20 protein-coding genes are annotated in these 26090 nt (G+C 71.8%); 13 read left to right on the top strand and 7 right to left on the bottom strand.

Features of this window, described 5'->3' with window-relative positions; genetic code table 11:
• Nucleotides 1–269: 269 nt before the first annotated feature.
• Together ACX80J_RS00410 and ACX80J_RS00405 are read right to left on the bottom strand one after the other, a co-directional pair.
• A complete protein-coding gene (locus ACX80J_RS00410; RefSeq protein WP_459346447.1) occupies nucleotides 270–1793 on the bottom strand; it encodes an RNB domain-containing ribonuclease in 1524 nt (507 codons plus the stop codon).
• A gap of 66 nt (nucleotides 1794–1859) precedes the next feature.
• Nucleotides 1860–2306 (bottom strand): YdeI/OmpD-associated family protein, encoded by a 447-nt coding sequence (locus ACX80J_RS00405; RefSeq protein WP_459343657.1) that lies wholly within the window; start codon nucleotides 2304–2306, stop codon nucleotides 1860–1862.
• 189 nt (nucleotides 2307–2495) lie between these two features.
• On the opposite strand from ACX80J_RS00405, the gene ACX80J_RS00400 reads away from it, so the two are divergent.
• On the top strand, nucleotides 2496–3374 hold the full coding sequence (locus ACX80J_RS00400; RefSeq protein ID WP_459346446.1) for a ferritin-like fold-containing protein: 879 nt from the start codon (nucleotides 2496–2498) through the stop codon (nucleotides 3372–3374).
• Nucleotides 3375–3465: 91 nt separating this feature from the next.
• Here the strand turns inward: ACX80J_RS00400 and ACX80J_RS00395 are convergent, their stop codons facing one another.
• Together ACX80J_RS00395 and ACX80J_RS00390 are read right to left on the bottom strand one after the other, a co-directional pair.
• Entirely contained in the window at nucleotides 3466–3690 is a 225-nt protein-coding gene (locus ACX80J_RS00395; RefSeq protein WP_459346445.1) for a DUF3107 domain-containing protein, read from the bottom strand.
• 49 nt (nucleotides 3691–3739) lie between these two features.
• Complete coding sequence (locus ACX80J_RS00390; RefSeq protein WP_459343654.1) at nucleotides 3740–4360, bottom strand: TetR/AcrR family transcriptional regulator; 621 nt, start codon at nucleotides 4358–4360, stop codon at nucleotides 3740–3742.
• Between the two features lie 212 nt (nucleotides 4361–4572).
• On the opposite strand from ACX80J_RS00390, the gene moeB reads away from it, so the two are divergent.
• Nucleotides 4573–5841: a molybdopterin-synthase adenylyltransferase MoeB gene (gene moeB / locus ACX80J_RS00385; RefSeq protein WP_459346444.1), complete on the top strand. Its 1269-nt coding sequence runs from the start codon at nucleotides 4573–4575 to the stop codon at nucleotides 5839–5841.
• A gap of 52 nt (nucleotides 5842–5893) precedes the next feature.
• Here the strand turns inward: moeB and ACX80J_RS00380 are convergent, their stop codons facing one another.
• Entirely contained in the window at nucleotides 5894–7336 is a 1443-nt protein-coding gene (locus tag ACX80J_RS00380) for a glutamyl-tRNA reductase (protein WP_459346443.1), read from the bottom strand.
• A gap of 183 nt (nucleotides 7337–7519) precedes the next feature.
• Between ACX80J_RS00380 and hemE the strand changes: the two genes are divergently transcribed.
• The 8 genes from hemE (at nucleotide 7520) to hemL (ending at nucleotide 16295) form a co-directional block, all read left to right on the top strand.
• Nucleotides 7520–8581, top strand: coding sequence for a uroporphyrinogen decarboxylase (gene hemE / locus ACX80J_RS00375; RefSeq protein WP_459343651.1), 1062 nt, complete (start codon nucleotides 7520–7522; stop codon nucleotides 8579–8581).
• A 2-nt stretch (nucleotides 8582–8583) separates the two neighbouring features.
• Nucleotides 8584–10146, top strand: coding sequence for a protoporphyrinogen oxidase (gene hemG, locus ACX80J_RS00370; protein WP_459346442.1), 1563 nt, complete (start codon nucleotides 8584–8586; stop codon nucleotides 10144–10146).
• A gap of 72 nt (nucleotides 10147–10218) precedes the next feature.
• Complete coding sequence (gene hemQ / locus ACX80J_RS00365) at nucleotides 10219–10935, top strand: hydrogen peroxide-dependent heme synthase (protein WP_459343649.1); 717 nt, start codon at nucleotides 10219–10221, stop codon at nucleotides 10933–10935.
• Nucleotides 10932–12137, top strand: a complete 1206-nt coding sequence (locus tag ACX80J_RS00360) for a ferrochelatase (RefSeq protein ID WP_459343648.1) — start codon at nucleotides 10932–10934, stop codon at nucleotides 12135–12137. Before hemQ ends, ACX80J_RS00360 begins: the two co-directional genes overlap by 4 nt.
• The gene (gene hemC / locus ACX80J_RS00355) at nucleotides 12137–13084 is read left to right on the top strand and encodes a hydroxymethylbilane synthase (RefSeq protein ID WP_459346441.1); all 948 of its coding nucleotides are present in this window, start codon (nucleotides 12137–12139) and stop codon (nucleotides 13082–13084) included. The genes ACX80J_RS00360 and hemC overlap by 1 nt, the downstream gene beginning before the upstream one ends.
• A gap of 7 nt (nucleotides 13085–13091) precedes the next feature.
• A complete protein-coding gene (locus ACX80J_RS00350) occupies nucleotides 13092–13958 on the top strand; it encodes a uroporphyrinogen-III synthase (protein WP_459346440.1) in 867 nt (288 codons plus the stop codon).
• Nucleotides 13955–14941, top strand: coding sequence for a porphobilinogen synthase (hemB, locus tag ACX80J_RS00345; protein ID WP_459343645.1), 987 nt, complete (start codon nucleotides 13955–13957; stop codon nucleotides 14939–14941). The genes ACX80J_RS00350 and hemB overlap by 4 nt, the downstream gene beginning before the upstream one ends.
• 28 nt (nucleotides 14942–14969) lie before the next feature.
• Complete coding sequence (hemL, locus tag ACX80J_RS00340) at nucleotides 14970–16295, top strand: glutamate-1-semialdehyde 2,1-aminomutase (RefSeq protein ID WP_459346439.1); 1326 nt, start codon at nucleotides 14970–14972, stop codon at nucleotides 16293–16295.
• Here hemL and ACX80J_RS00335 read toward each other — a convergent pair.
• Entirely contained in the window at nucleotides 16292–17083 is a 792-nt protein-coding gene (locus ACX80J_RS00335; RefSeq protein ID WP_459346438.1) for an exonuclease domain-containing protein, read from the bottom strand. The two genes, hemL and ACX80J_RS00335, sit on opposite strands and share 4 nt — an antisense overlap.
• Nucleotides 17084–17157: 74 nt before the next feature.
• On the opposite strand from ACX80J_RS00335, the gene ACX80J_RS00330 reads away from it, so the two are divergent.
• Genes ACX80J_RS00330 through ACX80J_RS00320 form a run of 3 tightly spaced genes read left to right on the top strand, consistent with a single transcriptional unit; the run spans nucleotide 17158 to nucleotide 24416 of the window.
• Nucleotides 17158–17655: an MGMT family protein gene (locus tag ACX80J_RS00330; RefSeq protein WP_459346437.1), complete on the top strand. Its 498-nt coding sequence runs from the start codon at nucleotides 17158–17160 to the stop codon at nucleotides 17653–17655.
• 57 nt (nucleotides 17656–17712) lie between these two features.
• A complete protein-coding gene (locus ACX80J_RS00325) occupies nucleotides 17713–21000 on the top strand; it encodes an ATP-dependent helicase (protein ID WP_459346436.1) in 3288 nt (1095 codons plus the stop codon).
• Nucleotides 21000–24416, top strand: a complete 3417-nt coding sequence (locus ACX80J_RS00320) for an ATP-dependent helicase (RefSeq protein ID WP_459346435.1) — start codon at nucleotides 21000–21002, stop codon at nucleotides 24414–24416. Before ACX80J_RS00325 ends, ACX80J_RS00320 begins: the two co-directional genes overlap by 1 nt.
• On the opposite strand, the gene ACX80J_RS00315 is transcribed toward ACX80J_RS00320, so the two are convergent.
• Nucleotides 24417–25967, bottom strand: a complete 1551-nt coding sequence (locus ACX80J_RS00315) for a phosphotransferase (protein WP_459346434.1) — start codon at nucleotides 25965–25967, stop codon at nucleotides 24417–24419. It abuts the gene before it with no gap.
• Nucleotides 25968–26090 lie beyond the last annotated feature (123 nt).

Genomic DNA, 26090 nt, shown 5'->3' with positions numbered 1-26090 from the left:
TCGAATTGTGCACGTTCTACCGTTCATTCAGGCTCTGCGGCCGCTGAGGCTCGACGCCGGGATGGGGTGCATCCCGTGCGGAGCGTATCGGCGGGCGCAGGGCGTCCAGTGGAAGCCGATCGCGGGCTTGCAACTGCGTGCGGGCTGCGGAGGGAGACCTGCGCCTGCGGGAAGACTCGGGATCGAGTAGGTACTGCGGGTTATCGACGATAACGACCGGGCATCCATTACTACGCATTAAAGACTACCCTGCCCGCCCGTCTCCCGCGTCATTCCAGGCCCCCGTGGGGCGCGTCCGTCGGTTTGACCTCGAAGCGGAGGCGCCGGCGCACGATGTCGGCCTCCAGCAGCACCACCGTGACGCGCTCACCCGCAACGAGCTCGCCGTAGCACTTCGCCTCGAGCGGCGGTTTGGTGACCTGCACCGTCCCGGACAGGCGCGGCGCCTGCTTGCCGGGCGCGTCCTCGACCGCGGGCGGCGACCCCTGCAGGACGACGGCCGAGAACGCCTCGCCGATCCGGTTGCTCAGCAGCGCGGCCTGCACCGCATCCATGGCCCCGGAGTCCAGCCGGGATGCGATCTGGTTGGAGGACGCCATCAGCGCGTTGAGGTCCGGAAGGGCGGCCCGGACCCAGCCGGGCACCTCCTCGCCGGCGCACAGCGACGCGCAGGTGACGAGCACGAAGCGGTCCACGAGGCGGCGGAGGGGAGCGGTGGCGTGCGCGTAGGGCGCGGCGATGGCCGACTGCACGACGGCGTCCGGCACCTCGCCGTCGAACGCGGTGTAGCCGGCACCCCGGAAGAGCGAGGCCGCGGCGTGCATCAGGGCGAGCTGTCGCGGGTCGGCGACGTCGAGCGTCCGCAGGAAGGCGCCGTAGGGCATGTCCGCCGGCCATGGGTGCTCGAGCGCTTCGGACTGGCGGCGGAACTTGCCGAGCGCCCCCTCGTCGGGCTCGGGCATGGTGCGCAGGATGCCGATGCCGCCGTCGATCATCATGCGAGCCGCGGCCATCCCCGTCATCAGCGAGATCTGCGCGTTCCAGTCCTCGCACGGCAGGGCAGGCTCGGTGAGGATGCCGTAGGTCTCGCCGTCGTGCGTGATCTCCTGGCGCGGCAGGTTGAGGCTCGCTCCGCCCCGGTCGAGTTCCTGCTGAAGGCGCCGGATCCCGATCTCGCGGAGGAGGGTGAGCTGCTCGTCGGCGGTACCGGCATCGATGTCCGCCTGGACCTCCGCATAGGTGAGCTGGCGCCGGCTGCGCACCACGGCCCGGCGCACGGAGGCGGACCGGACGACGGCGTCGGCGTCCAGGTGGAAATGCCACACGAAGGCGGGGCGGTCCCGGCCGGGAAGCAGGCTCGCGGCGTCCTCGGAGATGACCTCGGGGTGGAGCGAGATGCGGCCGTCCGGCGCGTACATGGTCTGCCCCCGGAGCCGGGCCTCGCCGTCGATGGCACCGCCCGGGCGGACGAACAGCGGGACATCGGCGATGGCGTACCAGACCTCGTAGCCCGTATCGCCCCCTCCGCCGGACGCACTGCCGGCCGTACTGCCGCGCGCGAGGTGCACGGCCTGGTCCAGGTCCGTGGAGCCCGGCGGGTCGATCGTGAGGAACGGGACGTCCCGCAGGTCGGCGGACGGGAGCTGATGGGCCGCCACTGCGTCCGCAGCCTCCTGCAGGACGGCCTCCGGGAAGCCCTCGCGGATGTCGAGTTCCTCGCGCAGGGCCCGGAGCGACTCGGCGAGGCGCTGGTGGGACTCGCGGTCCCGAAGGTCCATATGCTGTGCTGGCACAGGCCTACGGTAATGCACGTCCCGGACGTCGGGCACGCTCCGCCGCGCGGGAGCCCGGACGTGCGGTCAGGGGGCGGATGTGCGGAGGGACTCGACGGCCTTCACGACCCGCCGCTGCCGGGTGTCCGCGCCCTTCGCCTGCAGGATGGGCAGCACGAGAGCCTTCTTGCGGCTGACGGACAGCGCGTCGAACGCACCCGCCAGCGCCGGATCACCGGACAGGGCGACGGCGAGGTCCTCGGGCACGTCCACGGTGCGCTCCTCGGTGTCGGGTTCGAGGCGCACCACCACCGTCTGCCCGGCCTCGATCCCGGCGGCCTCGCGGTGCTCCGCGCTGACCGGGATCATCGGCCGCCCGTTCACGGACCCGATCGTGGTGCGGTACGTATAGCTGCCGACGGTGATCCGCACGGCAGGGCGACGACCTCCGCCGAGCGCGGCCAGGACGTCCTCCGGCACTTCGAGACCGGTGGCCGTGCGGCCGGAGAGTTCGAGGACGGCGGAGAAGTCCATGGGTGCTGCCTTCCTGCTGCGGCCGGAACTGCGATCCGACCTGCGATCCGACCTGCGATCCGATCTGCGATCCGAGCGCGGAACCCCCGCCGCCCGGACCGCGAGCATAGACCGCGGACGGCGTCCCGCAACAGACCCGGACGCCGTGCTGCAGGTTGCCCCGGGCCTTCGATTGCGTACTCTTGCAGAATGAACAACGGCTCCTCCGACAGCACGGCCCTCTCCGCCACCGAGCCGTACCGCACCGCGTCCTTCGGCTCGCCGGGAGCGCCTGCGCCGACGGGCGCCGAGCCGGATGCTGCCGCACCGGGTGCTGCTGGGCCTGCTCCTGCTGAACCTGCTCCTGCTGCCGAGTCGGCCGCGGCTGACTCGGCTGCCGGCGGATCTGCTCCTGCCGGGGTTGCCGGGGACCCCCTCGCCGACCCCCGCTACGCGCGTTTCGTCGCCGATCTGCTCGGCGTCATCGCCTACGGCGAACTGTCGGGCTTCGAGCGGCTCTCGTCGGATGCGCGGTTCTCACCCAGCCTCGCGGACCGGGCCAACCTCGCGCGCCTCGCGGTGCAGGAATTCGAGCACTTCGAACTGGTGGGCCGCTTCCTCGCGCAGCTCGGCGTCGCGGTGGAGGATGCCATGGGGCCGTTCCAGGCGTCCCTCGACGCCTTCCATGAGCGCACCCGCCCGGGAGACTGGTACGAGTCGCTCATGAAGGCCTACGTCCTGGACGCCTTCTCCGGAGATTTCTACCGGGCCCTGGCTGACAGCCTGGACCCGCGCACCCGCGAGCTCATCAGTACGATCAGTTCGGGTGAGGGTGCCGCGCACCTGCAGCGGCGCCTGAAGGAAGCCCTCTCCGAGGACCCGCGGCTGGCCTCGCGGCTGGCGCTCTGGGGGCGCAGGCTCGTGGGCGAGGCGCTCACGCAGGCGCAACGGGTGGGCATCGAGCGCGAGTACCTCGCAGGCCTGCTGTTCGAGGACGAGGCGCACACCACGCAGCACACGACGGCCCTCTTCTCGCAGCTGACCCGCAACCACTCCCGCCGCATGAGCGCACTGGGGCTCACCGCTTAGAGCGGGCAGGTGCAGGGCAGGCAGGTGTAGGGCAGGCAAGAAAAAAACCCGCGGCGGCGGCATACGCCGTCCACCGCGGGTCTCCTCGGGACTAGAGCGCGCCGAAGCCGACGCGTCGGGTCTCCTCCGCACCGATCTCGACGTAGCCGAGGACGGACGTCGGGACGATGACCTGGCGGCCCTTGGCGTCCTGGAGGCGCAGCTCGGAACCGCTGCTCATCGCCTGGGACACCAGCTCGGCAATCGCATCCGCGCTCTCGGAGGACTCGAGGATGATCTCCCGGTTGACGTTCTGGATACCGATCTTGACTTCCACGGCGCATGCCTCCTGTGTAGTGAACCTGTGATTCGTACCGAAACCTACCCTAGATCTCCTTGGGGAAGCGGCTGATTCCGCGCCAAGCTAAACGGTAGATCAGCTCCGCCGCGGCATCGATGTCGAGGCTGCCGTCGGTCTCCAGCCAGTAGCGCGCACTGATCTGTGCCATGCCCGCGAGGCCGCGTCCCAGCAGCGTCGCCTCCACCATGGACAGCTGGGTGTCACCGGCGATCACCCCGGCGATCGCGTTGGCGAAGTGCGCATTGAACTCCTCGAGCCGGCGGCTGACGTCGGGTTCGTTGCTGATGTCCGATTCGAAGACGAGCCGGTGTGCCTTGCTGTCCTGCGCGATGAACTGGAAGTAGGCCCGCATGGTCGCGTGCACGCGCAGCTTGTTGTCGTCCGTCGAGCGGATCGCGTCGACGAGCAGCTGCGTGAGCTCCGCGAGATGACTGTCGAGCAGCGCGAGGTAGAGGTCGCGCTTGCCGGGGAAGTGCTGGTAGAGCACGGGCTTGCTGACCCTGGCCGCCACGGCGATGTCGTCCATGGCCGCACCGTGGTACCCGTTGCCCACGAAGACCTCCTGCGCAGCCGCCAGGAGCTGGCGCCGGCGTTCGTCTCGCGGCAGCCGGGGGGCTTTGCCTGCGGCGGTCGGTTCATCACTCACGTGGGGAAATCCTCGGTTCAAAGGTCAGGGACGTCCGCCCAGTTTACCCACCGACCCCTGGACGGCATCGGCCCTCCGCGTGCCGGACACAGCCGTCGGACGGCGGCTGCGGCGACTGCGGCGACCACTGTGGGCGGCCACCGCCGACGCCGGGCGGCCTCGTGGATGGGCCTGCGCTGGCCCGCCCGCCGTCCTGCGGAATACCCTTGGGCATGACCGCTTTCCCGTCCTCTCCGGCCCTCGCGAATGCCGGCGCCTCCGCCACGGAGAGCCCCGAGGTCCCGCCGTCGCTGTCCGGACCGGGCGGATTGCCGCCGCTCGTGGACGCGAGCGGGACCCTGACCCAGGACGAGACGCTGCGCTACTCGCGGCACCTCATCATCCCCGGCTTCGGCGTCGACGCGCAGCTGCGCCTCCGGAATGCACGCGTGCTCGTGATCGGCGCGGGCGGGCTCGGTTCGCCGGCGCTGCTCTACCTCGCTGCTGCGGGAGTGGGCACGCTCGGCATCGTGGACGACGACGTCGTCGAGCTCTCGAACCTGCAGCGCCAGGTGATCCACGGCATGCCGGACCTCGGTCGGTCGAAGGCGGAGTCCGCGCGGGACAGCATCCGGGATCTCAATCCGCTGGTCGAGGTAATCCTGCACCGGGAACGGCTCGACCGGTCGAACGCGCTGGCGCTGTTCGGCGGGTACGACCTGATCGTGGACGGCACGGACAATTTCGCCACGCGCTACCTCGTGAACGACGCCGCATCGATCCTCGGCAAGCCCTACGTGTGGGGTTCCATCCTCCGCTTCGACGGGCAGGTGAGCGTCTTCTGGCAGGACCACGGCCCCACCTACCGCGACCTCTACCCGGAAGCGCCGCCGCCCGGGTCCGTGCCGTCCTGTGCGGAGGGCGGGGTGCTCGGCGTCCTGTGCGCTCAGATCGGGTCCGTCATGGTCAACGAGGCGATCAAGCTGATCACCGGAGTGGGGACCACGCTGCTCGGCAGGGTGCTGGTGTTCAACGCCCTGGACATGAGCTGGCGGGAGCTGCGGGTGCGGCCTGATCCGACGGCCACCCGGATCACGGAGCTCATCGACTACGAGCAGTTCTGCGGCATGCCCGCCGCCGGCGCTGCGGACGCGGTTCCGGCCGACGAGCCGGTCCCGACCGTGTCGGTGGACGAGCTCGCCGAACTCCTCGCAGCACGGGCGGCAGGGGACGCCGACTTCGACCTGCTGGATGTCCGCAATCCCGAGGAGTACGCGATCGTGAGCATCGACGGCGCGGTGCTGGTCCCGAAGAACTCCATCCTCGACGGTGACGCGGCGGTCGACAGCAGCCGGACGGTCCTCGTCCACTGCAAGTCGGGTATCCGCTCCGCCGACGTCGTCCGGTTCCTCCGCGCGCAGGGCCACCCGGACGTGCGGTCCGTGGACGGCGGGATCCTCGAGTGGGTCCGCAGGATCGAACCGGAGAAACTGACCTACTAGTCCCGTCCCGGTCCCGTCGTGCAGGGAACTGCGGGGGAGTGCGGGGCGGGCGCTAGGCGCTCTCGACGGGCCGTTCGTGGTCCACGGGACAGGCGGCGCCGTCGGCGTGCGAGCCGTGCGCGTGGACGTGCTGGGCGTGGGGCGCAGCCAGGACGACGGCGTCGGACCGGGAGGCCGGCCCCGAGCCGGTTGCTGGTGAACCGGTTGCTGCCGGAGGCTGCTCGGCGGGTGCCTTCCCGGCGGGTGCGACGTCGATCCCGTAGAGGGCCTCGAGGGCTGCTGTGTAGTCGTCCTGGCGCCCCTCGGCCGCGAGCTCGCGTGCGCGGACGGTCGGCACGTGCAGGAGCTGGCGGACCATGCGCCGCAGGGCGAACTCCACTTCCTCGGCAGCGGCGGTGCATCCGTGCTGGGCCCGGACGCGTTCCATCTCGGAGTCGAGGACGGCCTGGGTGTGCCGGCGCAGCGCGACGATCGCCGCGTTCATGGCGCGGGTGTTCTGCTGCTCCTGGAAGGAACGCGCGGCCTCCCGCACCAGATCGCTGGCCTGGGTGAGCGCGTCGGCCTGTTCCTCGGGGGCGGCGGCCCGGACGGATTCGAGGGTGATGAGCTCCACGCCCTCGAGGGTGCCGACGGCGGGGTCGAAGTCGTGGCTGAGGGCGAGGTCGATGATGACGAGCGGGCGGTTGCTGCCGGCGCGGATGCGTTCGATGTCCGCGGCGTCGATGCGTGCGTCACTGCCGCTGCAGCCGATGACCACGTCGGCGCGCGCCATGGCGCCGGGCAGGTCCGCGGCGGCCACCGCTGTCCCGCCGCGGGTCGCGACGAAGGCCTCGGCGCGTCCGGAGGAGGAGAAGACGGAGATGTCCGTGCAGCCCCTCTCCCTGAGGGCGGCCATCGTGGCACCCGCGTAGGCACCGGTACCGAACACGACGACGGTCTTGGAGGACCAGTCGGCGTCCTCGGAGATGTCCCCGGCCAGTTCCAGGGCCACGGAGACGATCGAGCGGCCCCGGCTGCCGAGCGCCGTCTGGGCTCCGACGTCCTTGGCGGTCTTCGATGCGGCCTGGAAGAGTCGTACGAGGCCGCCGCTGGCAGCACCGGAGCCCTGGGCGTCGATGAGTGCGCGGCGGACCTGGCCGGCGATCTCGCGTTCGCCGATGACGGCCGAGTCGAGTCCGGCGCCGACGGCGAACAGGTGCTCGGCGACGTCCTGGCCGGTGTGGGTCTCGAAGGATGAGGACACGGACTGCTCGGGGATGCCGGAGTACTCGCTGATGGTCGAGACGATCGCGGACCGGGCGGCCTCCACGTCGTCGTCGGAGGGGGCCTCGGCGTAGATCTCGAAGCGGTTGCACGTCGCCAGGACGACGGCGCCGGAGACGGCCCTGTCGTCGGCGAGCACGGCGGAAGGGACCTGGGGTGCCCCGACGCTGAGCCGGGCGACCGTTTCCAGGTCCACGTTCGAGTGTGTCGCTACAAGTGAAAGAAGTACCACAACCCTGCAATCATACCGAGAACAGGGCCTCCGCACCGGACAGGCAATCCTTACCCGGGCTTGCAATCCGCGGATTCCTGCGGGATTCTGCCCCTCCCCGGAAGGAGTGATGTTAGCCACGCCCGCCGTCGCGCACCGACCGCCGGTTAACCATCCGCGGCGATCTTCGGCACAATCGGCGGTATGGACCTTGGAGCATCGCACCCGCTGGTCGACGGACGCACGTCCGACTCGGCACTCATCTCGGCCTACCGGGGACGGACACCGCACCGCCGCCCTGTGTGGTTCATGCGGCAGGCGGGCCGGTCCCTCCCCGAGTACCGCGCGCTCCGCGAGGGCACCAACATGCTCGAGTCGTGCCTGGATCCGGAGCTGGCGTCCGAGATCACCCTCCAGCCCGTGCGCCGGCACGACGTCGACGCGGGCATCTTCTTCTCCGACATCGTGATCCCGCTCAAGCTCGCCGGGGTCGATGTGGACATCGTCCCGGGCGTGGGCCCCGTCCTCGGCGCGCCCATCCGTTCCGCGGCCGACGTCGCCGCCCTTCCAACGCTGACGGACGAGGCGCTCGAACCCATCCGCCAGGCCGTCGCGCTCACCGTCGCCCAGCTCGGCTCCACGCCGCTGATCGGGTTCGCGGGGGCGCCGTTCACCCTGGCCGCCTACATGGTCGAGGGCAGGCCGTCCCGCGACCACCTCGGCCCCCGCACCATGATGCATGCCGACCCCGGGACCTGGCGTGCCCTCACCGACTGGGCGGCGGACGCCTCCGGCATGTTCCTCCGCGCGCAGCTGGAGGCCGGGGCCAGTGCGGCACAGCTGTTCGACTCCTGGGCCGGCTCGCTGGGACTGGCCGACTACCGCCGCCACGTGGCGCCGGCGTCGCGCCGCGCACTGGACCACGTACGAGGGTTCGGCGCACCCCTGATCCACTTCGGCACGGGCACCTCCGAACTGCTCGTGGCCATGCACGAGGTGGGGGTGGACGTGATCGGCGTCGACTACCGCCTGCCCCTCGACGAGGCCAGCCGTCGCCTCGGGGGCGGCGTGCCGCTCCAGGGCAACATCGACCCGGCGCTGCTGACCGCTCCCTGGCCCGTCCTGGAACAGCACGTCCGGGACGTCCTCGCCGCCGGCGCATCGGCTCCGGGACATGTGGTGAACCTGGGCCACGGCGTACCGCCGGACACGGATCCGGCGGTTCTCACGCGCGTCGTCGAGCTCATCCACTCGGTGGAGCCGTAGGCGTGGCCCGCGGCACCGGGAGCGAGGGCCCGCAGGCGGAGCCGCACGGGGACGCCGCGGCTTTGGAGCGGGCGGGGCGCCGCACCGCGGTGGTGGTCGGCGGAGGTATCTCGGGCCTGGTCGCCGCGCGCACGCTCCTGCAGCGGGGAGTCTCCGTCACCCTGCTCGAGCGGTCCGGCCGGTTCGGCGGCACGGTGGACGGACGCGTGCTCGGGGGCCTGCAGCTCGACAGCGGCGCCGAGTCCTTCTCGACGCGGTCCGCCACCGTCCCGGCGCTCGCGGACGAACTGGGGCTGGGCGGCCGCATCGTGTCTCCCGACGCCGGCGGTGCCTGGGTGCAGCTCCCCGGCAAGGACCTCGGGGCATCCGCGCAGCCCCTGCCCACGTCGGGCGTGCTCGGCATCCCCGCGGACCCCTCCGATCCCGCGATCATCGCCGTGATCGGCCGCGCCGGAGCCCTGCGGGCATCCCTCGACCGGGTCCTGCCGGTGGGGCCTCTCGCGACCCGCAGCAGGGTCAGCCTCGGTGAACTCGTGCGGACCCGCATGGGGGACGAGGTCCTCCACCGGCTCGTGGCGCCCGTCGCGGGCGGCGTCTTCTCCGCCGACCCCGACGACCTCGACGTCGATTCCGTGGCGCCCGGCCTGCGTGCCACCATGGCACGCCTCGGGTCGCTGGGGGCGGCAGCCGGGGCGCTCCGGACGGCGGCTCCTGCCGGTGCCGCGGTCGGCGGCCTCGTCGGAGGCATGGCCCAGCTCCGGGACGCCCTCGTGCAGGAGCTCCGCGCGAGCGGCGCCGACCTGCGCATCGGCGAGCAGGTCAGGGCGATATCCTCCTCCGGCGCGGGCTGGACCGTGACGACGGAGCACTCGACGCTGACGCGGCACATCCGGGCGGACGGCGTCCTCGTCGCCACGGAGGGCCGGGCCGCCGTCGACCTCCTCGCCCCGGTCATCCCCGCCATGGCCACCGAGCGGCCCGACCCGGTACCCGGCGTCGCGCTCGTCACCCTGATCGTCGACGTCCCGGAACTCGACGCCCGCCCCCGCGGCACCGGCGTCCTCGTGGCCCGCGGCGTCCAGGGTGTCGCCGCCAAGGCCCTGACCCACGCCACCGCCAAGTGGGCGTGGCTGCGCGACGAGGCCGGCCCCGGCTCGCACGTCCTGCGCTTGTCGTTCGGCCGGGTGGGGGACACGCCCGCCGACGTCGGACTGGCCACGCCCGACGACGTCCTCTACCGGCACGCGCTCGCCGACGCCTCGACCCTCCTCGGCGTCGCCATCCGGGACGCGGACGTACTCGACTGGGACGTCGTGCGCTGGGCCGGGGCCCTGCCCCACGCCTCCGTCGGCCACCGGGAGCGGGTCGGCCGGATCCGGGCGCTCGTCGCCGGCCGGTCGGCCTCCCTCGCCGTGACCGGCGGATGGCTCGCCGGCACCGGCCTGGTGTCCGTCATCGACGATGCCCGTGCAAGGGCAGAGGCCCTCGCCGATGCCCTCGCCCATGCCCTCGCCGACGCCCCCATCGGGACCCCCACCGACGAAGGATCCCCCGGTCAGGTGTGACGTTCCTCTCTTCTACGCTTTGTAGAACTGGAGGATTTCGGTTCGCCTCCGGGCAGGGGGCAAACTAGTGCCATGACTGAGCTCACCGGTATCAACCCCGCCCACGCTCCACAGCAGACCGGAGAGGGCGCCGAAGCCCCCGGTGAGCTGTTCTACACACTCTGGACCGTCTTCCAGCGGGGAACCGCACCGACGGACTCCGGCACCGCGCTCGACGACGTCGTCGCCTCCTTCGCCGAGGACGGCGTCGTGCTCCGCGGCTTCTACGACGTCTCGGCGATGCGTGCCGACGCCGACGTCCTGGTCTGGCTGCACGGTCCCCGCCCCGAGGACCTCCAGTCCGCGGTCCGCGCACTGCGCCGCACCGGGATGTTCGCCGGCACCACCATGGTGTGGTCGGCGATGGGCGTCCACCGCGACGCCGAGTTCTCGAAGTCCCACAGCCCGGCGTTCTCCCGGGGTGTGGCCCCCGCCGAATGGGTCTGCGTGTACCCGTTCGTCCGGTCCTACGACTGGTACATCCTGCCCACCGACGAGCGCCGCCAGATGCTCACGGACCACGGACTGAAGGGCCGCAAGTACCCCCAGGTCATCTCGAACACGGTCTCGTCCTTCGCACTCAACGACTACGAGTGGATCCTCGCACTCGAGGCTCCCGAGCTCGTGGACCTCGTGGACCTCATGCGCTACCTCCGGGAGACCGAGGCGCGCCGCCACGTCCGTGAGGAAGTCCCCTTCTACACCGGTCGTCGGATCGAGCCCAGCGAGATCGCCGAGGTGCTCCGATGACCGCACAGGCATTCGACCCCCTCGAGGGCGTGGACGAGTCCGGCAGGATGGCGCCGAAGGCCTACGACGCCATCGTGCTCGCCTCCTTCGGCGGACCCGAGGGGCAGGACGACGTCATCCCCTTCCTGCGCAACGTGACGCGCGGGCGCGGCATCCCCGACGAGCGGCTCGAGGCCGTCTCGCACCACTACCGTGCCTTCGGCGGCGTGAGCCCCATCAACGGGCAGAACCGGGCGCTCCGCGCGGCCATGGAGGCCGAACTGCGCCGCCGCGGCATCGACCTGCCGGTCTACTGGGGCAACCGCAACTGGGAGCCCTTCATCGCCGACACCCTGCAGGAGGCGTACGACGCCGGCCACCGCCGGGTGCTGGCCGTCACTACGAGTGCCTACTCCTGCTATTCGAGCTGCCGCCAGTACCGTGAGGACCTCGGCATGGCGCTCGTGAAGACCGGCCTCGAGGGCCGGCTCGAGGTGGACAAGGTCCGCCAGTACTTCGACCACCCGGGCTTCGTCGAGCCCTTCGTCGAAGGCGTGACCGAGGGCCTCGCCAAGGTCCGCGCCGGCCTCGCCGGGCAGGGCACGCCGGACGCCCCCGTCCACATCATGTTCTCCACCCACTCGATCCCGATGGGCGACGCCGAGGCCGCGGGACCGCGGAACGGCGAGGGCGGCCCCGTCCACGAGGAGGGGGCCTACGTGGCGCAGCACCTCGCGACGGCGCAGGCCGTGCTCGACCGGATCCCGGAGGCCGCAGGCGTCGAGTGGTCCCTCGTGTACCAGTCCCGGTCCGGCGCGCCGCACATCCCGTGGCTCGAGCCGGACATCAGCGACGCACTCCGCGACCGCTACGAGGACGGCACGCGCGGCGTCGTCATCGTCCCGCTCGGTTTCGTCTCCGACCACATGGAGGTGGCCTGGGACCTCGACACGGAGGCGCTGGAGACCTGCGGCGAACTCGGTATCGTCGCCGACCGCGTCCCCACCCCCGGAACCCACCGGAAGTTCGTCGAGGGCCTGATCGACCTCATCCTCGAGCGCACCATCGACCATCACATCGCCGACCGCCCGGCCGCCACGGCCCTCGGCCCCTGGTACGACGTCTGCCGGCCGAACTGCTGCGCCAACCGGCGCGGTGAGAAGCCGACGATCGCGGCCGTCGATTCGACCGTGGGGACGCCGCGTCCCAACCCGGAGATGTGATGGCTGCAGGTATCCGGGTCGGAACGCGGGGCAGTGCCCTCGCGATGACGCAGACGACGACGGTGGCGGAGAAGGTCTCCGGCCTCGCCGGCCTTCCCTACGAACTCGTGCGGGTCCGGACCGAGGGAGACGTCTCGAAGGGATCGCTCTCGCAGATCGGGGGCACCGGCGTCTTCGTCGCAGCCCTCCGCGATGCACTGCTCGAGGAGCGGTGCGACGTCGCCGTGCACTCGCTCAAGGACCTCCCCACCCTTCCGGCACCCGGGCTCACCGTGGCAGCGGTGCCCGAGCGTGAGGACGTCCGTGACGCCCTGTGCGCACGCGACGGGCTCACGCTGGCCACTCTCCCCGACGGTGCCCGCGTGGGCACCGGGTCACCGCGCCGCGCCGCGCAGCTCCGTGCCGCAAGGCCGGGGCTCGACGTCGTCGACATCCGCGGGAACGTGGACACGCGCCTGGGGCGCGTCGCCGGACTCGTCCCCGGGGCGCCGGGCGACCTCGACGCCGTCGTCCTCGCCGCAGCGGGACTGCGGCGGCTGGGACGCCTCGACGTCATCACCGAACTGATCGATACCGACGTCATGCTGCCCGCGGCCGGGCAGGGCGCCCTCGCCGTCGAATGCCGCGAGACCGAGGCGACGCCGCGGGTACGCGAAGCCCTCGCCGCCTACGACCACCTGCCGACGCGGCTGGCGGTGACCGCGGAACGCGCGGTCCTGCTGCAGCTCGAGGCCGGATGTGCGGCGCCGATCGGAGCCCTCGCGCACCTGCGGGGGAACGAACTCGCACTCGAGGCCGTGGTCTGCAGCCCGGACGGCCGCTCGATCCTCCGGAGGACCCGCTCCGCGCCCGCCACCGATGCCGTCGCCGCCGCGCAGCTGGGGCTCTACCTCGCCGAGGACCTGCTCGCCGCAGGTGCTGCCGCCATAGCACCGCTGAACAGCTAGGGAGCGCGTGGCGAAGGATCGGGACACGGTGATCGTCCTCCGGCATCCCGCGCGGGCCGTCCGCATCGCCGCCGCACTCTCCGCCGCAGGGATGGCGACCTACGCACTGCCCCTGACGGACACCGAGCTGCCCGCCGACGTGGACGCCGTGACCACCGAACTGGAGGCCCTCGGCAGGGGCAGGTACCGGTGGCTCGTGGTGACCAGCGGCAACGCCGTCCAGGCACTCGGCATGGTCGCCGCTTCCCGCGGCACGGTGCTCGCCGACCTGGTCCGCTCCGGGGGGGTGCGCGTCGCCGCCGTCGGCTCCACCACCGCGCACCTGCTCGCGGACGCCGGCATCCCGGTGCAGCTGGTGCCCCAGGACGCCTCGGCAGCCGGTCTCCTGCGCGGATTCCCGCACGGGGACGGCGCCGTGCTCGTCCCGCAGGCCGATCTCGCTCCCGACGACCTTCGCGCAGGCCTCGCCGACCGCGGGTGGTCCGTCCGCAGAGTCGAGGCGTATCGCACCGTGCCCTACCCCGCGCATCCCGGACGACGTGTCCCCGGCGTCGAGGAGCCCGGCGCGAGGCCACCGCTGATGACCTGGGCGGAGCTCGCGGCGCTCGCGGCGGCCGGTGTCCAGCCCGCCGTCGTGTTCACCGCACCGAGCGCCGTCCGGCAGTTTCATGAAAGGCTGGACGCCGGGCCGCTGGCCTTCCTTCCGGTCGCCATAGGGCGCACGACGGCCGCTGCCCTGCGGACGCAGGGCTGGGAGCCGGAAGCGACGGCAGCGGACCCGACACCGCAGGGAATCGCCCTGGCCGTCCGCGAAGCCTTCTCGCGGCACCGACCCGGGCCCGCACCCGCACCACTGAACGGAGATCAGCCATGAGTTTTCCCCAGCACCGGCCACGGAGGCTGCGTTCGACACCTGCCCTGCGGCGCATGGTGGCCGAGTACCGGGTCCACCCGTCCGAGCTCATCCTGCCGGCGTTCATCCGGGAGGGCCTCAGCGAGCCCTCACCCATCCTGTCCATGCCGGGCGTCGTGCAGCACACGACGGACTCGCTCAAGCGGGCGGCGGCGGAGGCGGTGGAGCGCGGGGTAGGCGGCATCATGCTCTTCGGCATCCCGGAACACCGGGACGCGACCGGCAGCGCCGGCATCGACCCCGACGGCGTCCTCAACAGGGCCATCGCCGACGTCCGTGCCGAGGTGGGGAACGACCTCGTCGTGATGAGCGACGTCTGCCTCGACGAGTTCACCGACCACGGCCACTGCGGGGTGCTGGCCGACGACGGTTCCGTGGACAACGACGCGACGCTGGCGCTCTACGCGCAGATGGCCGTCGAGCAGGCGAGGGCCGGCGCCCACGTCCTGGGACCGTCCGGCATGATGGACGGCCAGGTCGCCGTCATCCGGCAGGCGCTGGACGGAGCCGGACACCAGGACACCGTGGTGCTGGCCTACGCCGCGAAGTACGCCTCGGCCTTCTACGGGCCGTTCCGGGAGGCCGTGGACTCCCAGCTCACCGGCGACCGCCGGACCTACCAGATGGACGCGGCGAACCGCCGGGAAGCGATCCTCGAGGTGGAGCTGGACATCGAGGAGGGCGCCGACATGGTGATGGTCAAGCCCGCGATGAGCTACCTCGACATCCTGGCCGACGTCGCCGCCATGTCGCCCGTTCCCGTCGCGGCGTACCAGATCTCGGGGGAGTACGCGATGATCGAGGCCGCTGCCGCGAACGGGTGGATCGACCGGCGGCGTGCCATCGAGGAGTCGGTCCTCGGCATCAAGCGCGCCGGCGCACAGATGATCCTCACCTACTGGGCCTCGGAGCTTGCGCTCTGGCTCGGCGAGACCAACCACTAGAACCAGAACCGCAGCCAAGGGACCCACCATGACCACCTCTGAGAACCTGTACGAACGCGCCCGCGCCCTCATGCCCGGCGGCGTCAACTCGCCGGTGCGTGCCTTCGGCTCGGTCGGCGGGACCCCCCGCTTCCTCGTCGACGCGCACGGAGCGTACGTCACCGACGCCGACGGCCAGGAGTACGTCGACCTCGTCTGCTCGTGGGGGCCCGCCCTGCTCGGCCACTCCCATCCCGACGTGATCGCCGCGGTCCACCGCGCCGTCGACCACGGGCTCACCTTCGGTGCCTCGACCCCCGCCGAGGCGGACCTGGCCCAGCTCGTGAAGGAGCGTGTGCCCGCCGTCGAACTCCTCCGCATGGTCTCCACCGGCACCGAGGCCACCATGACCGCGGTGCGCCTGGCCCGCGGCTTCACGTCGCGCAACCTCATCGTGAAGTTCGCCGGGTGCTACCACGGGCACGTGGACAGCCTCCTGGCGTCGGCCGGGTCGGGCGTCGCGACCCTTGCCCTGCCCGGATCCGCAGGGGTCACGGAGGCCACGACGGCGGAGACGCTCGTGCTGCCGTACAACGACGTCGAGGCCGTCGAGGAGGCCTTCCGTACGCACGGCGAGCACATCGCCGCCGTCATCACGGAGGCCGCCCCCGCGAACATGGGCGTGGTGACGCCGGCGCCCGGGTTCAACGCCTTCCTGAGCCGCATCACCTCCGAGCACGGCGCACTGTTCATCGTGGACGAGGTCATGACCGGCTTCCGGACGCACGCGGGCGGGTACTGGAAGCTCACCGGCGGCGCCGACGACGCGGAGTACCCCTGGACGCCGGACCTGCTGACCTTCGGCAAGGTCATCGGCGGCGGCATCCCGGCGGCCGCGCTCGGTGGCCGCGCCGACGTCATGAACTACCTCGCACCGATCGGACCCGTGTACCAGGCGGGCACCCTGTCGGGGAACCCGCTCGCCATGGCCGCAGGCGTCGCCACCCTCACCGCAGCCACGGAGGACGTCTACCGCCACGTCGATGCACGCTCGCTGGAGGTCAGCGAGGCGTTGTCCGCGGAGCTTTCCAGGGCCGGCGTCGATCACTCCATCCAGCGGGCCGGGAACCTCTTCAGCGTCGCGTTCGGCACCGCGGAGCACGGTGTCCGGAACTACGCCGACGCGCAGGGCCAGGAGGCCTTCCGCTACGGGCCCTTCTTCCACTCCATGCTCGACTCCGGCGTCTACCTGCCGCCGTCGGTGTACGAGGCGTGGTTCCTCTCGGCAGCGCACGACGACGCCGCGATGGAGCGCGTCCACGCGGCGCTTCCTGCAGCGGCCCGGGCGGCAGCGGCAGCGGTACCGGTCGACTAGGCAGGTCGGGCAGCGGGCCCGGCGGCCGTCGCGGCGGTCGGGGCCGATTCGCCCTGCGGCACGCCGGAGGGTCCGGTGACCGGCTCGCAGCCGGACGCGTGGGCGGGTTCGATGACAGGCCAGGCACGCTCGATCACGGCGTCGGGTTCCGTCCTCCGGAGGTACTCCTCGAAGCTCGCCGCCTGACGGTCCGCCCAGACGACCAGCGACGCGTGCAGGTCCGCGGCGGGCCGCCGCAGGAACGCGTACTGCTCCGCGAGGACCCGCCCCACCTGAAGCGTCGCGAGCGCGTCGGCGGCGGAGGTGTGTGCATGCTCGAAGCGGATGCCGTAGTGCTCACAGAGCGCGGTCAGCGTCCGCTTGCCGCGCCGGTAGCGGTCCGCCTGCTTGTCCATGATGAACGGGTCGACGACGGGCGACGGCCGGGGCGTCTCCACGCCGTGACGGCGGCCCTCCTGCGCGAGCACCGTGAAGTCGTACCGCGCGTTGTAGGCGAGCACGGGTACGCCGGCCGTGAAGAGCCTCGCGAGGACCGCCGAGATGCCGCGGACCACGTCGACGGCGGGCAGCCCGTGGGATCGCGCATGCTCCGTCGTGACGCCGTGGATGGCGGCGGCACCGTCCGGGATGTCGATACCCGGATCGGCCAGCCATTCGTGGTGTTCCAGTACCCCGCCGTCGCCGTCGACGAGGATGATGGTCGCGGTGACGATGCGCGCGGTCAGCGGCTCCCGTCCGGTCGTCTCCAGGTCGAAGGCGGCGTGTGGACCCTCGTGCCAGCTCGTCATGGCATCACGGTATCGGCAGGGTCCGACCAATTGATGCTGCCCCCCGGCCCGTGCCGGCGGGCTAGGGTTGGCCCATGCATCCACGAGCCGGCGGTCAGGGGTTCCTCAGGGGCGCTGTCGACGCCGGCCCTGCGGGCGCCGCTCCTCTCGATCCGCACCCCGGCTACGCCCTGCGCCCCGTGCGTGCCGCCCGTATCGATTCCGAGGCCTATGCCGAGGCCGTCCTGGCCGTCGCGGAGCTGGTTCCCGGCGGCAGGGTCCTGACCTACGGTGACGTGGCGGAACTCCTCGAATGCGGCGGACCGCGCCAGGTGGGACGGGCCCTGTCCCGGAGCACGCGGGACGTCCCCTGGTGGCGCATCCTGCGGGCCGGCGGTCATCCTCCCCGGGGGCTGGCACTGCCCGCCCGGCACCGCTATGACGAGGAGGGGACCCCGTTGTCCCTCCCGTCGGGCCCGGCGGACCCGGAGGATTACCGGGTCGACCTGTCCAGCGCCCGGTGGTGGCCCGCGCCCGGGGACCAGGGACGGATCGCCGACCTCGGCGCGTCCCTCCGCCGCGCCGGACTGTAGCGCGCGACACCCGTTGCGTGTCCTTCGTTTGTCCGTGGGATGTGATGGGCTGGGTACATGACCAGCATTCTCCACGACGCTCCGGCGCCGCTCTCCGGCGACGTTCCGGGCGGGCCCCCCGATCCCTCGACGGGCTACCGGGCCGTCCTCGAATCGCTGGTGCACGTCCCTGGCCAGGTGCTGGTCCTCGGTGCTCCCGGGAGCGGGAAGTCCTCCCTGCTCACGGACCTCGCGGTGCGCCGGATCGGGGCGGGGACCGTCGAGCCCGAGGGGCTGCTCGTCCTCGGTCCCACGCGGGCGGCGGCGACGCGGCTGCGCGACGAACTCACCGCGAAACTCGACCGCAGCATCAGTACCGCCCCTGCCCGCACCTGGGCCTCCTATGCCTTCGACCTCATCCGGCGGGCCAAGGCCGAGGGGCGGACCCCCGGCATCCTGCGTGCACCCCGCCTGCTGTCGGGGGCGGAGCAGGATCTCATCATCAAGGAACTCCTGTCCGGACACGGTCGCAACGGTGCTCCCGGACTCGAGTGGCCCGCGAGCCTGGCCCTCGCCCTGCCGACGCGGGGCTTCCGGCAGGAGATCCGTGATCTGTTCGACCGCGTGAGCGAGTACGGTGTACCCGCCGACGACCTGGCGGCCTGGGGCGAGCGTTTCGACCGGCCGGACTGGGTGGCGGCAGCCGCCCTCTACCGCGAGTACCGCGACGTCCTCGATCTCCGCATGCCCGAGGCCTTCGACCCCGCCGGGATCCTCACGGCCGCGCGTGAGATCCTCGAGACCGACCGCGATTTCCTCGACCAGGAGCGGACACGCCTGCAGCTCATCCTCGTGGACGACTACCAGGAGGCGAACCCCGCCGTCCACGCACTGCTGGGACTGATCGGAACAGGCAAGGACGTCGTCGTCACCTCCTGCCCCGATACCGTGGCGCAGGGCTTCCGCGGTGCCCGTCCGGAACTCACGGGGCGCCTGGACACCCTGTTCCGGCGGCGCGCCCTGACGACCGTGACCCTGCCCGCATCACTGACCCTGCAGGGCCGCCTGGCCGCGGCGTGGGGCAACGTCGCCGCCCGTATCGCGACCACCGGCGTGAGCACCGCCTACCGGTCGCAGCCGGGCGGCCCCCTCGAGGACACGGAGGGGGATCCGGCGCGGGAGGAGGCAACGGTGTCCGCGCACGTGCTCGACAGCGCCTTCCACGAGCAGCGTTTCATCACGCAGCGGGTGCTCGAGGCGCATCTGTTCGGCGGGCGCAGCCTGGATGACATCGCCGTGATCGTGCGGAACGGTGCGCAGGTGTCCGCGGTCCAGCGCTTCCTGACCGCGCAGGGCATCGCCGTCAACGTGCCGGCCGCCGAGACCGCGATCCGCGAGGAACCGGCCGTCCGTCCGCTGCTGGACCTGTACGCGGTGGTCGTGGGACGAGCGGACCTGGACACCGAACTGTGCATCTCCCTGCTCACGTCGCGGATCGGCGGCGCCGGCAGCCTCGAGCTCCGCCGGCTGCGCCAGATCCTGCGCCGGCACGAACTGCAGCAGGGCGGGGGCCGCACGAGCGACGAACTGCTGACCGCCCTGTTCGCCGCGCCCGAGGAGATCGCCGCCCTGCCCTCCGAGGGGGCGCCGGTCCGGCGGCTCCACCGGATGCTCGAGGCCGGGAAGGCGGCCGTCGACGATCCCGGGGGCGACCCGGAGACCGTCCTGTGGGCGCTCTGGTCCGCGTCCGGCCTGGCGCAGCAGTGGTCCGGGGCCGCCCTGTCCGAGGGGCCCTCGTCCGCCCGTGCCGATCGCGACCTCGACGCCATGATGGCCCTGTTCCACACGGCGGAGCGCTTCGTCGAGCAGATGCCGGGGGCGGACCCTGAGCTGTTCCTCGACTACATCCTCAGCCAGGACATCCCGATGGACACCCTCACGCAGCGCACCACCCGCCAGGCGTCGGTGTCGGTGCTCACGCCCGCGAGTGCCGCGGGCCGGCACTGGCCGCTGGTGATCGTCGCGGGAGTGCAGGACGGCGTCTGGCCGAACCTGAGACTGCGCGGCGAACTCCTCGGGTCGGGGGAGCTGCGGGCATTGCTCGACTTCGGTGAATCGTTCCGCAGCACCCGTGATCCCGTGTCGCTGCTGCAGGACATCCGTTTCGACGAGCTGCGCACGTTCTCCCTCGCCGTCTCCCGAGCCACCCAGGAGCTGGTGTGCTGCGCCGTCTCCTCCCAGGACGAGCAGCCCTCCCAGTTCCTCGACGTGCTCGACCCGCTCCCGGCCGGTACCGCCGAGAGGGCGCGTACCGAGGTACTGCGCCCGGTGACGCTGCGCGCTCTGGTCGCCGAGCTGCGCAAGTTCGCCCAGGACCCCTCCGCCGCCGCTGCGCTGTCCGGCGAGGCCGTGCGCCACCTCGGACACATGGCCTCGCTGCAGCCGCCGGTGCCGGGAGCCCATCCCGCACAGTGGTGGGGGGTCCTGGGGATGAGCAGCGATGAGCCCGTCGTCCCTCAGGACCAGCCCATCCCGGTGTCCCCCTCGAAGGTCGAGTCGGTGCTCACCTCGCCCCTGAGCTGGTTCGTCTCCGCGGCAGGGGGAGAACGGACCACCGACTTCGCCCGGTCGCTCGGCACCCTCGTCCACCAGATCGCGCAGGACATGCCGGAGGCCACCGGCAACGAGTACGTCCGGGAACTGGAACGGCGCTGGCCGCAGCTGGGCATCCGGGACACCTGGGAAGGCCGGGCCGACTTCCGACGCGCTGAGGGCATGGTGCGCAAGCTGGCAGCGTACGTGCTGTGGATGCGGCAGGCCGGACGGACCCTGAAGGCCACGGAGGTCGACTTCTCCGTGGACCTCGACGTGCGCATCGACGGCGCGGAGAGGATCGCCCGGTTGCGCGGCCAGATCGACCGGCTCGAGCTCGATGCGGACGGCCGCTTCGTCGTCGTCGACCTGAAGACAGGGAAGAGCTCGCCTGTGGCAGCCGAGATCGCGCGGCACCCGCAGCTCGCCGCTTACCAGACTGCCGTCGCCTCCGGCGCGCTCCTCGACGGGGCGGAGCCGGACGGCGGCGAGGCCGCAGCGGATGCTGCGGAGGACGGCGCGCCGGCGGTGCCGGGAGGGGCGTCGCTGGTCCAGCTGGGGACCACGTCCAAGGGCATCGCCGTGCAGGAGCAGCAGCCCGTGGGCCCGGAGGACACCTGGGCGAGGACCATGATCGAGGACGCCGCATCCCTCATGGCGGCCGCGACGTTCGACACGATCCATGACCCGAGGCGCTCAGGATTCGGTGGAAGCGGCTGCCGGCTGCCCGAGATCTGTCCGCTGTGCGAAGAAGGCAAGCAGGTGACCCAGTAGTGGGCAGTGTCCACCAGACCCCGACGTACTCCGCCCGACAGCTGGCGGAACTGCTGCACACCGATCCGGATGCTCCGGTGCAGTACCCCACGGAGGACCAGGCCCGCGTCATCGAGGCGCCCCTGGAACCCCTCCTGGTCATTGCCGGAGCGGGTTCGGGCAAGACCAAGACCATGGCGGACAGGGTCGTCTGGCTCGTCGCGAACGGCCTCGTGCGCCCCGAGCAGATCCTGGGGGTCACGTTCACCCGCAAGGCCGCCGGCGAGCTCGCATCGCGCGTCCGGCAGCGGCTGGCGCAGCTCTACGCCGCGCTGGGGGAGGAGGACGCCGCGTCGGGCGTCGATGCGCTCGACCGCCTCGACCCGGCCATCTCCACGTACCACTCCTTCGCGAACGGCATCGTCCAGGACTACGGCCTGCGCATCGGGGTCGAACGCGACTCCGTGATGCTCGGCACCGCCCAGTCCTGGCAGCTGGCCTCGTCCGTCGTCGAAGCCTACGACGGCGAGTGGGAGCACTTCACCGCCGCGAAGAGCACCCTGGTGAAGGCGGTGCTCGACATGGCGGGCGAGTGCGCCGAGCACCTTGTCAGCCCGTCCACCGTGCGGGACGAACTCCGCCGCCATATCGAGTACGTCCTCGCGCAGCCCTACGTCGCGGGTTCCACCCGGGCCGCGGCCCAGAAGGTGCACGACCTGATCAACAAGCTGCGCACGCGCATCACCGTCACCGAACTCGCGGAATGCTACGCCGCCGCCAAGCTCGCGCGCCGGCAGCTCGATTTCGGTGACCTGGTGTCCCTGGCGGCGCGGATCGCCCGCGACATCCCCGAGGCGGGGGAGATGGAACGCGAGAAGTACAGGGTGGTGCTGCTCGACGAGTTCCAGGACACGTCGCACGCCCAGATGGTGCTGTTCTCCAGGCTGTTCGCCGACGGGCGGTCCGTCACCGCGGTGGGCGATCCGCACCAGTCGATCTACGGGTTTCGGGGAGCCTCGGCGGGACAGCTCGCCACGTTCCGGACGGCCTTCCCGCGGGTGGCTCCGGATGGTCGCGCGCCGTCCGACGTAGCGCACCTCTCGGTCGCCTGGCGGAACTCGACCTCGATCCTCGAGGCGGCGAACACCGTCTCGGCGCCCCTCAACGTGCCGGCGCCCTGGCTCAGGAACACGGAGGTCCAGCAGGTCCCCGGGCTGGTGGCGCGCCCGAAGGCCCCCCTCGGCGAGGTCCTGCTCGGGCGTTTCCTCACCGATGCACCCGTGGCCGGCGGTCTCCGCGAGGAAGGCGCTCCGGCAGGGCCCGCTCCCTCCCTGAGTGAAGCCGAGGCCGTGGCGCGGGAGGTGCTGCGCCAGCGCCGGCGCAGTTTCGAGACCGACGACGACGGCACGCCCCTCCGGCCGACCATGGCCGTCCTCTGCAGGGGTCGCAAGCAGTTCGACCCGATCCGGCGGGAACTGGAACGTGCGGGGGTGCCCGTGCAGGTGGTGGGTCTCGGCGGACTGCTGCGCACACCGGAGATCGTCGACCTGCTGGCGACCCTGCGGGTGCTCGGCGACCCCGACAGGTCGGACTCGATGCTGAGGCTCCTCTCGGGGGCGCGCTGGCGGCTGGGACCGGCCGACCTGATGGCGCTGGGTGACTGGTCGAGGCAGCTCGCCCGCATGCGGGAGGCCATGTTCCGGCACGGCAGCGGAGCGGAGGAGGAGTTCGACGACGACCAGAGCCGCGACGCCGTCGTGGCTCCCGACCTGGCCGAGGCGGGCAGCCTGGTCGAAGCCGTGGATTACCTGCCCCCGGTGGGCTGGGTGTCGTCCGCGGGCCGGACCCTCAGCGATACGGCGCGTCAGCGCCTCGATGTCCTCCGGCACGAGCTGCGGAACCTCCGGGGCTTCGTCGGTGACGACCTCGGCAGCATGATCGGGGAAGTGGAGCGGACCATCCTGCTGGACATCGAGGTGGCGGCGAAACCGGGCGTGGGGATCCACGAGGCACGCCGGAACCTGGATGCCTTCACGGAGGCCGTCGCGGGCTTCGTGTCCACGGCGGAGAGGGTGGATCTTCCGGCGTTCCTCGCCTGGCTCGAGGCGGCGGACCAGGAGGAGGACGGCCTGCCCGTGACGCAGCTCGAAGCGAGCCGGGACGCGGTGCAGCTCCTGACCGTCCACGCCTCGAAGGGCCTGGAATGGGACGTGGTCTTCGTGCCGGGGCTCAACGACGGCTCGTTCCCGAGCGGCAAGGATTCCCGCTGGAGCAGCGGGGATTCGTCCATCCCCTGGCCGCTGCGGGGCGATGCTCCCGAGCTGCCGCAGTGGGACTGGGAACAGCAGGACCAGAAGGAGTGGCTCGCCAGCGAGAAGGACTTCACCGGCGAAGCCCGGGCGCACGCGGAGCGGGAGGAGCGCAGGCTGGCATACGTCGCGTTCACGCGGGCCAAGCACGCGCTGGTCTGCACGTCGTCGGCGTGGGGCGGCGGGCGGTCGCGGCCGTCGGGGCCCTCGTCCTACCTGGTGGAGCTCCTTGCCCTCGCGGAGTCGGGAACCGCCGGTTACACCGCGCCGTACTGGCTTCCGGAGAGCCACGAGGGCGACGCGAACCCGGCGAACGCCAGCCCCGAGAGGGCGACCTGGCCCTTCGATCCGCTCGGCACCCGGCGGGGTCCGATGGAGCGCGCCGCACAGGCCGTCCTCGAGCAGGCCGCCGCGCCGACCCCGCAGGGCGGTGTCGAGGCTGACGACGACGGGCGCTGGGGGCGGGAGGTCCGCCTCGCGCTGGCCCGGCAGGCACGCGAACGCGAACGGATGCCGCTCACGCTGCCCTCACACATCTCCGCGTCGACGCTCGTGGAACTGCGCGAGGACCCGGACGCGGTCATGCAGCAGCTGCGGCGGCCGCTTCCGCGCAGGCCGGGATCGGCGGCGCGCAAGGGCACGGCGTTCCACGCCTGGATCGAGGAGTTCTACGGGGCCGGAGGGATGCTCGACCTCGGCGAGTACCCGGGCGGCGCCGATGCCTACGTCGACGAGACGCTCGGGCTCAACGACATGGCCGCGATCTTCGAGCAGTCCGAGTGGGCGCTGCGGGAACCGGCGGCGATCGAGGCCCCGATCGAGACGAAGATCGGCGGCATCGTGGTGCGTGGGCGGATCGACGCGGTCTTCCGGGATGCCGATGGCGGCTGGGACCTGATCGACTGGAAGACGGGCCGTCCTCCCGCCCCGGACCGGCGCGCTGCCAAGGCCGTGCAGCTGGCCGTGTACCGCCTGGCCTGGTCCCGGCTGAAGGACGTCCCCCTCGAGAAGGTGCGCGCAGCGTTCTTCTACGTGGCGGACAACCTGGTGGTGCGGCCTCACGACCTCGCCGACGCGGCGGAACTGGAGGCGATCATCACCGCCGCGGATGCCGCGGCGACGTCCTGATCAGCTGCCGAAGGACACGATGGGGAGGGCCGTGGTCGCGGTGTCGTCGGGAGAGCCCGCCCCGGGGTCGCTGCTCCTCAGCAGCGTGACCTTGGCGGAGGTGCCGAGGGTCCGCTGGCGTCCGGCGGTGAGGCGCGCGTAGGCGAGGGACGATCCCGACGGTGTCCCGTGGTCATCGCCCCCGCGGCCGGAACGGTCGGAGCGGTCATCCGGGTGGTCGTCGGCGTACGTGTCCGAATGGGCCTTAGTGTGAAGCGACGAGTGGTCCGCCGTGTGGCCGGCCGTGCGGTGCGGCGCATGGTCTGCAGCCGGATCGTAGGCCGAGCTGCCGGTCCTTCCGGGCTGGTCTCCGACGCGGCCGTCGCTGTCCTCGTGCCGGGCGATGTCGACGTCTGACCCGTCGTCGGCCGCACCCGTGAGTCCCCCGCGCGCGGGCGCATCACGGACCTCGCCACCGTCGATGGAATGGTGCCCGGAGTCGCCGTCGATGGCGGCCCCGAGTGCGGGGGAGGGGTGCCTCGACACCTCGTGGGCTCCGGACAGCTCCTCCCGCCCTGCGGGGTAGTGGTCGTCGGTTCCCAGTTCGTTGCCCCACTCGAGGCGCTCCTCGTGGGCCTGCCGTGCGCGCTCGGCGGCTTCGCGCTGTTCGTGCTCGATCGACTCGACGTCCTCCTCGAGGGTGGCGAGCATGTCCTCCGCCTCGTGGATCATCGCGGCGTCCTCGAGGGCGACCCCGCGCACGAGCCACTGCGCCAGAGCGAACTCGGCGGCAAGTGCGGCACGGCGGGACAGATGGGGGTCCACGGCGGTGGCCCGTGCCTCGGTGTATGCCGCGTAGACCGCGTCGACGAAGGCGGTGTCCTCGGCAGCGGCGAGCCACGCGAAGTCCTCGGCCGGATCACCGATGCACAGGTCGGTCCAACCGGTCACGGCGGACACCCGGCCTGCAGCGATGAGGAGGTGGTCCTCGTGCAGGTCGCCGTGCACCACCGTGGGGCTGAACCGCCACAGGGCCACGTCCTCGAGGGCGTGCTCCCACCGGCGCAGCAGGATGGAGGGGATCTTCCCGGTCGTGGCCGCCTGGTCGAGTTCGTTCAGCTTGCGCTGGCGGTACTCGTTCGCTTCGTAGCTGGGCAGGTCAGCGCGCTGCACCATGTCCTTCGGCAGCTCATGGATCGCGGCGATGACGCGCCCGAGTTCCTGAGCCATCCGGCGTCCGCCGGCGGTGAGCGCCTCCAGTGGACGCGTGGTCCCGGTGAGATGGGAGTAGACGAAGGTGCTGAGCTCGCCCTGGCGCACGCTTCCGGCCATGTGGGGGATCAGGAAGGGCAGTTCCGCTTTGACCGCGGGTGTGAAGGCACGGAGGGCCTGCAGTTCGGTCTCGAGGCGCATGCTGGCCTCGGGATGCCTGGGAGAACGGACCCTCCACTGTTTCCCTGAGTCGTCGACCAGCAGGGCGGAGTCGAAGTCGGCTGCATCGTCGGGAGCACCGGCGACGCCGGTCGGAGCCAGGCCAGGTACCGCGGCGCTGGCGATGGCAGCAAGTTCCATGGGTGTCCGTTTCACAAACTCCACCGTAGGCCGTCTGCGCCCGGGCCACACAGTTCCGGTGCGGCGAGTCGCCAGATGCACTACTCGTCTTCAGGGCCGCACTACTCCTCCACGCCCGCCCCT

This window comes from Arthrobacter rhamnosi (assembly GCF_054510975.1).
This window is presented reverse-complemented; position numbering and strand designations above follow the sequence as displayed.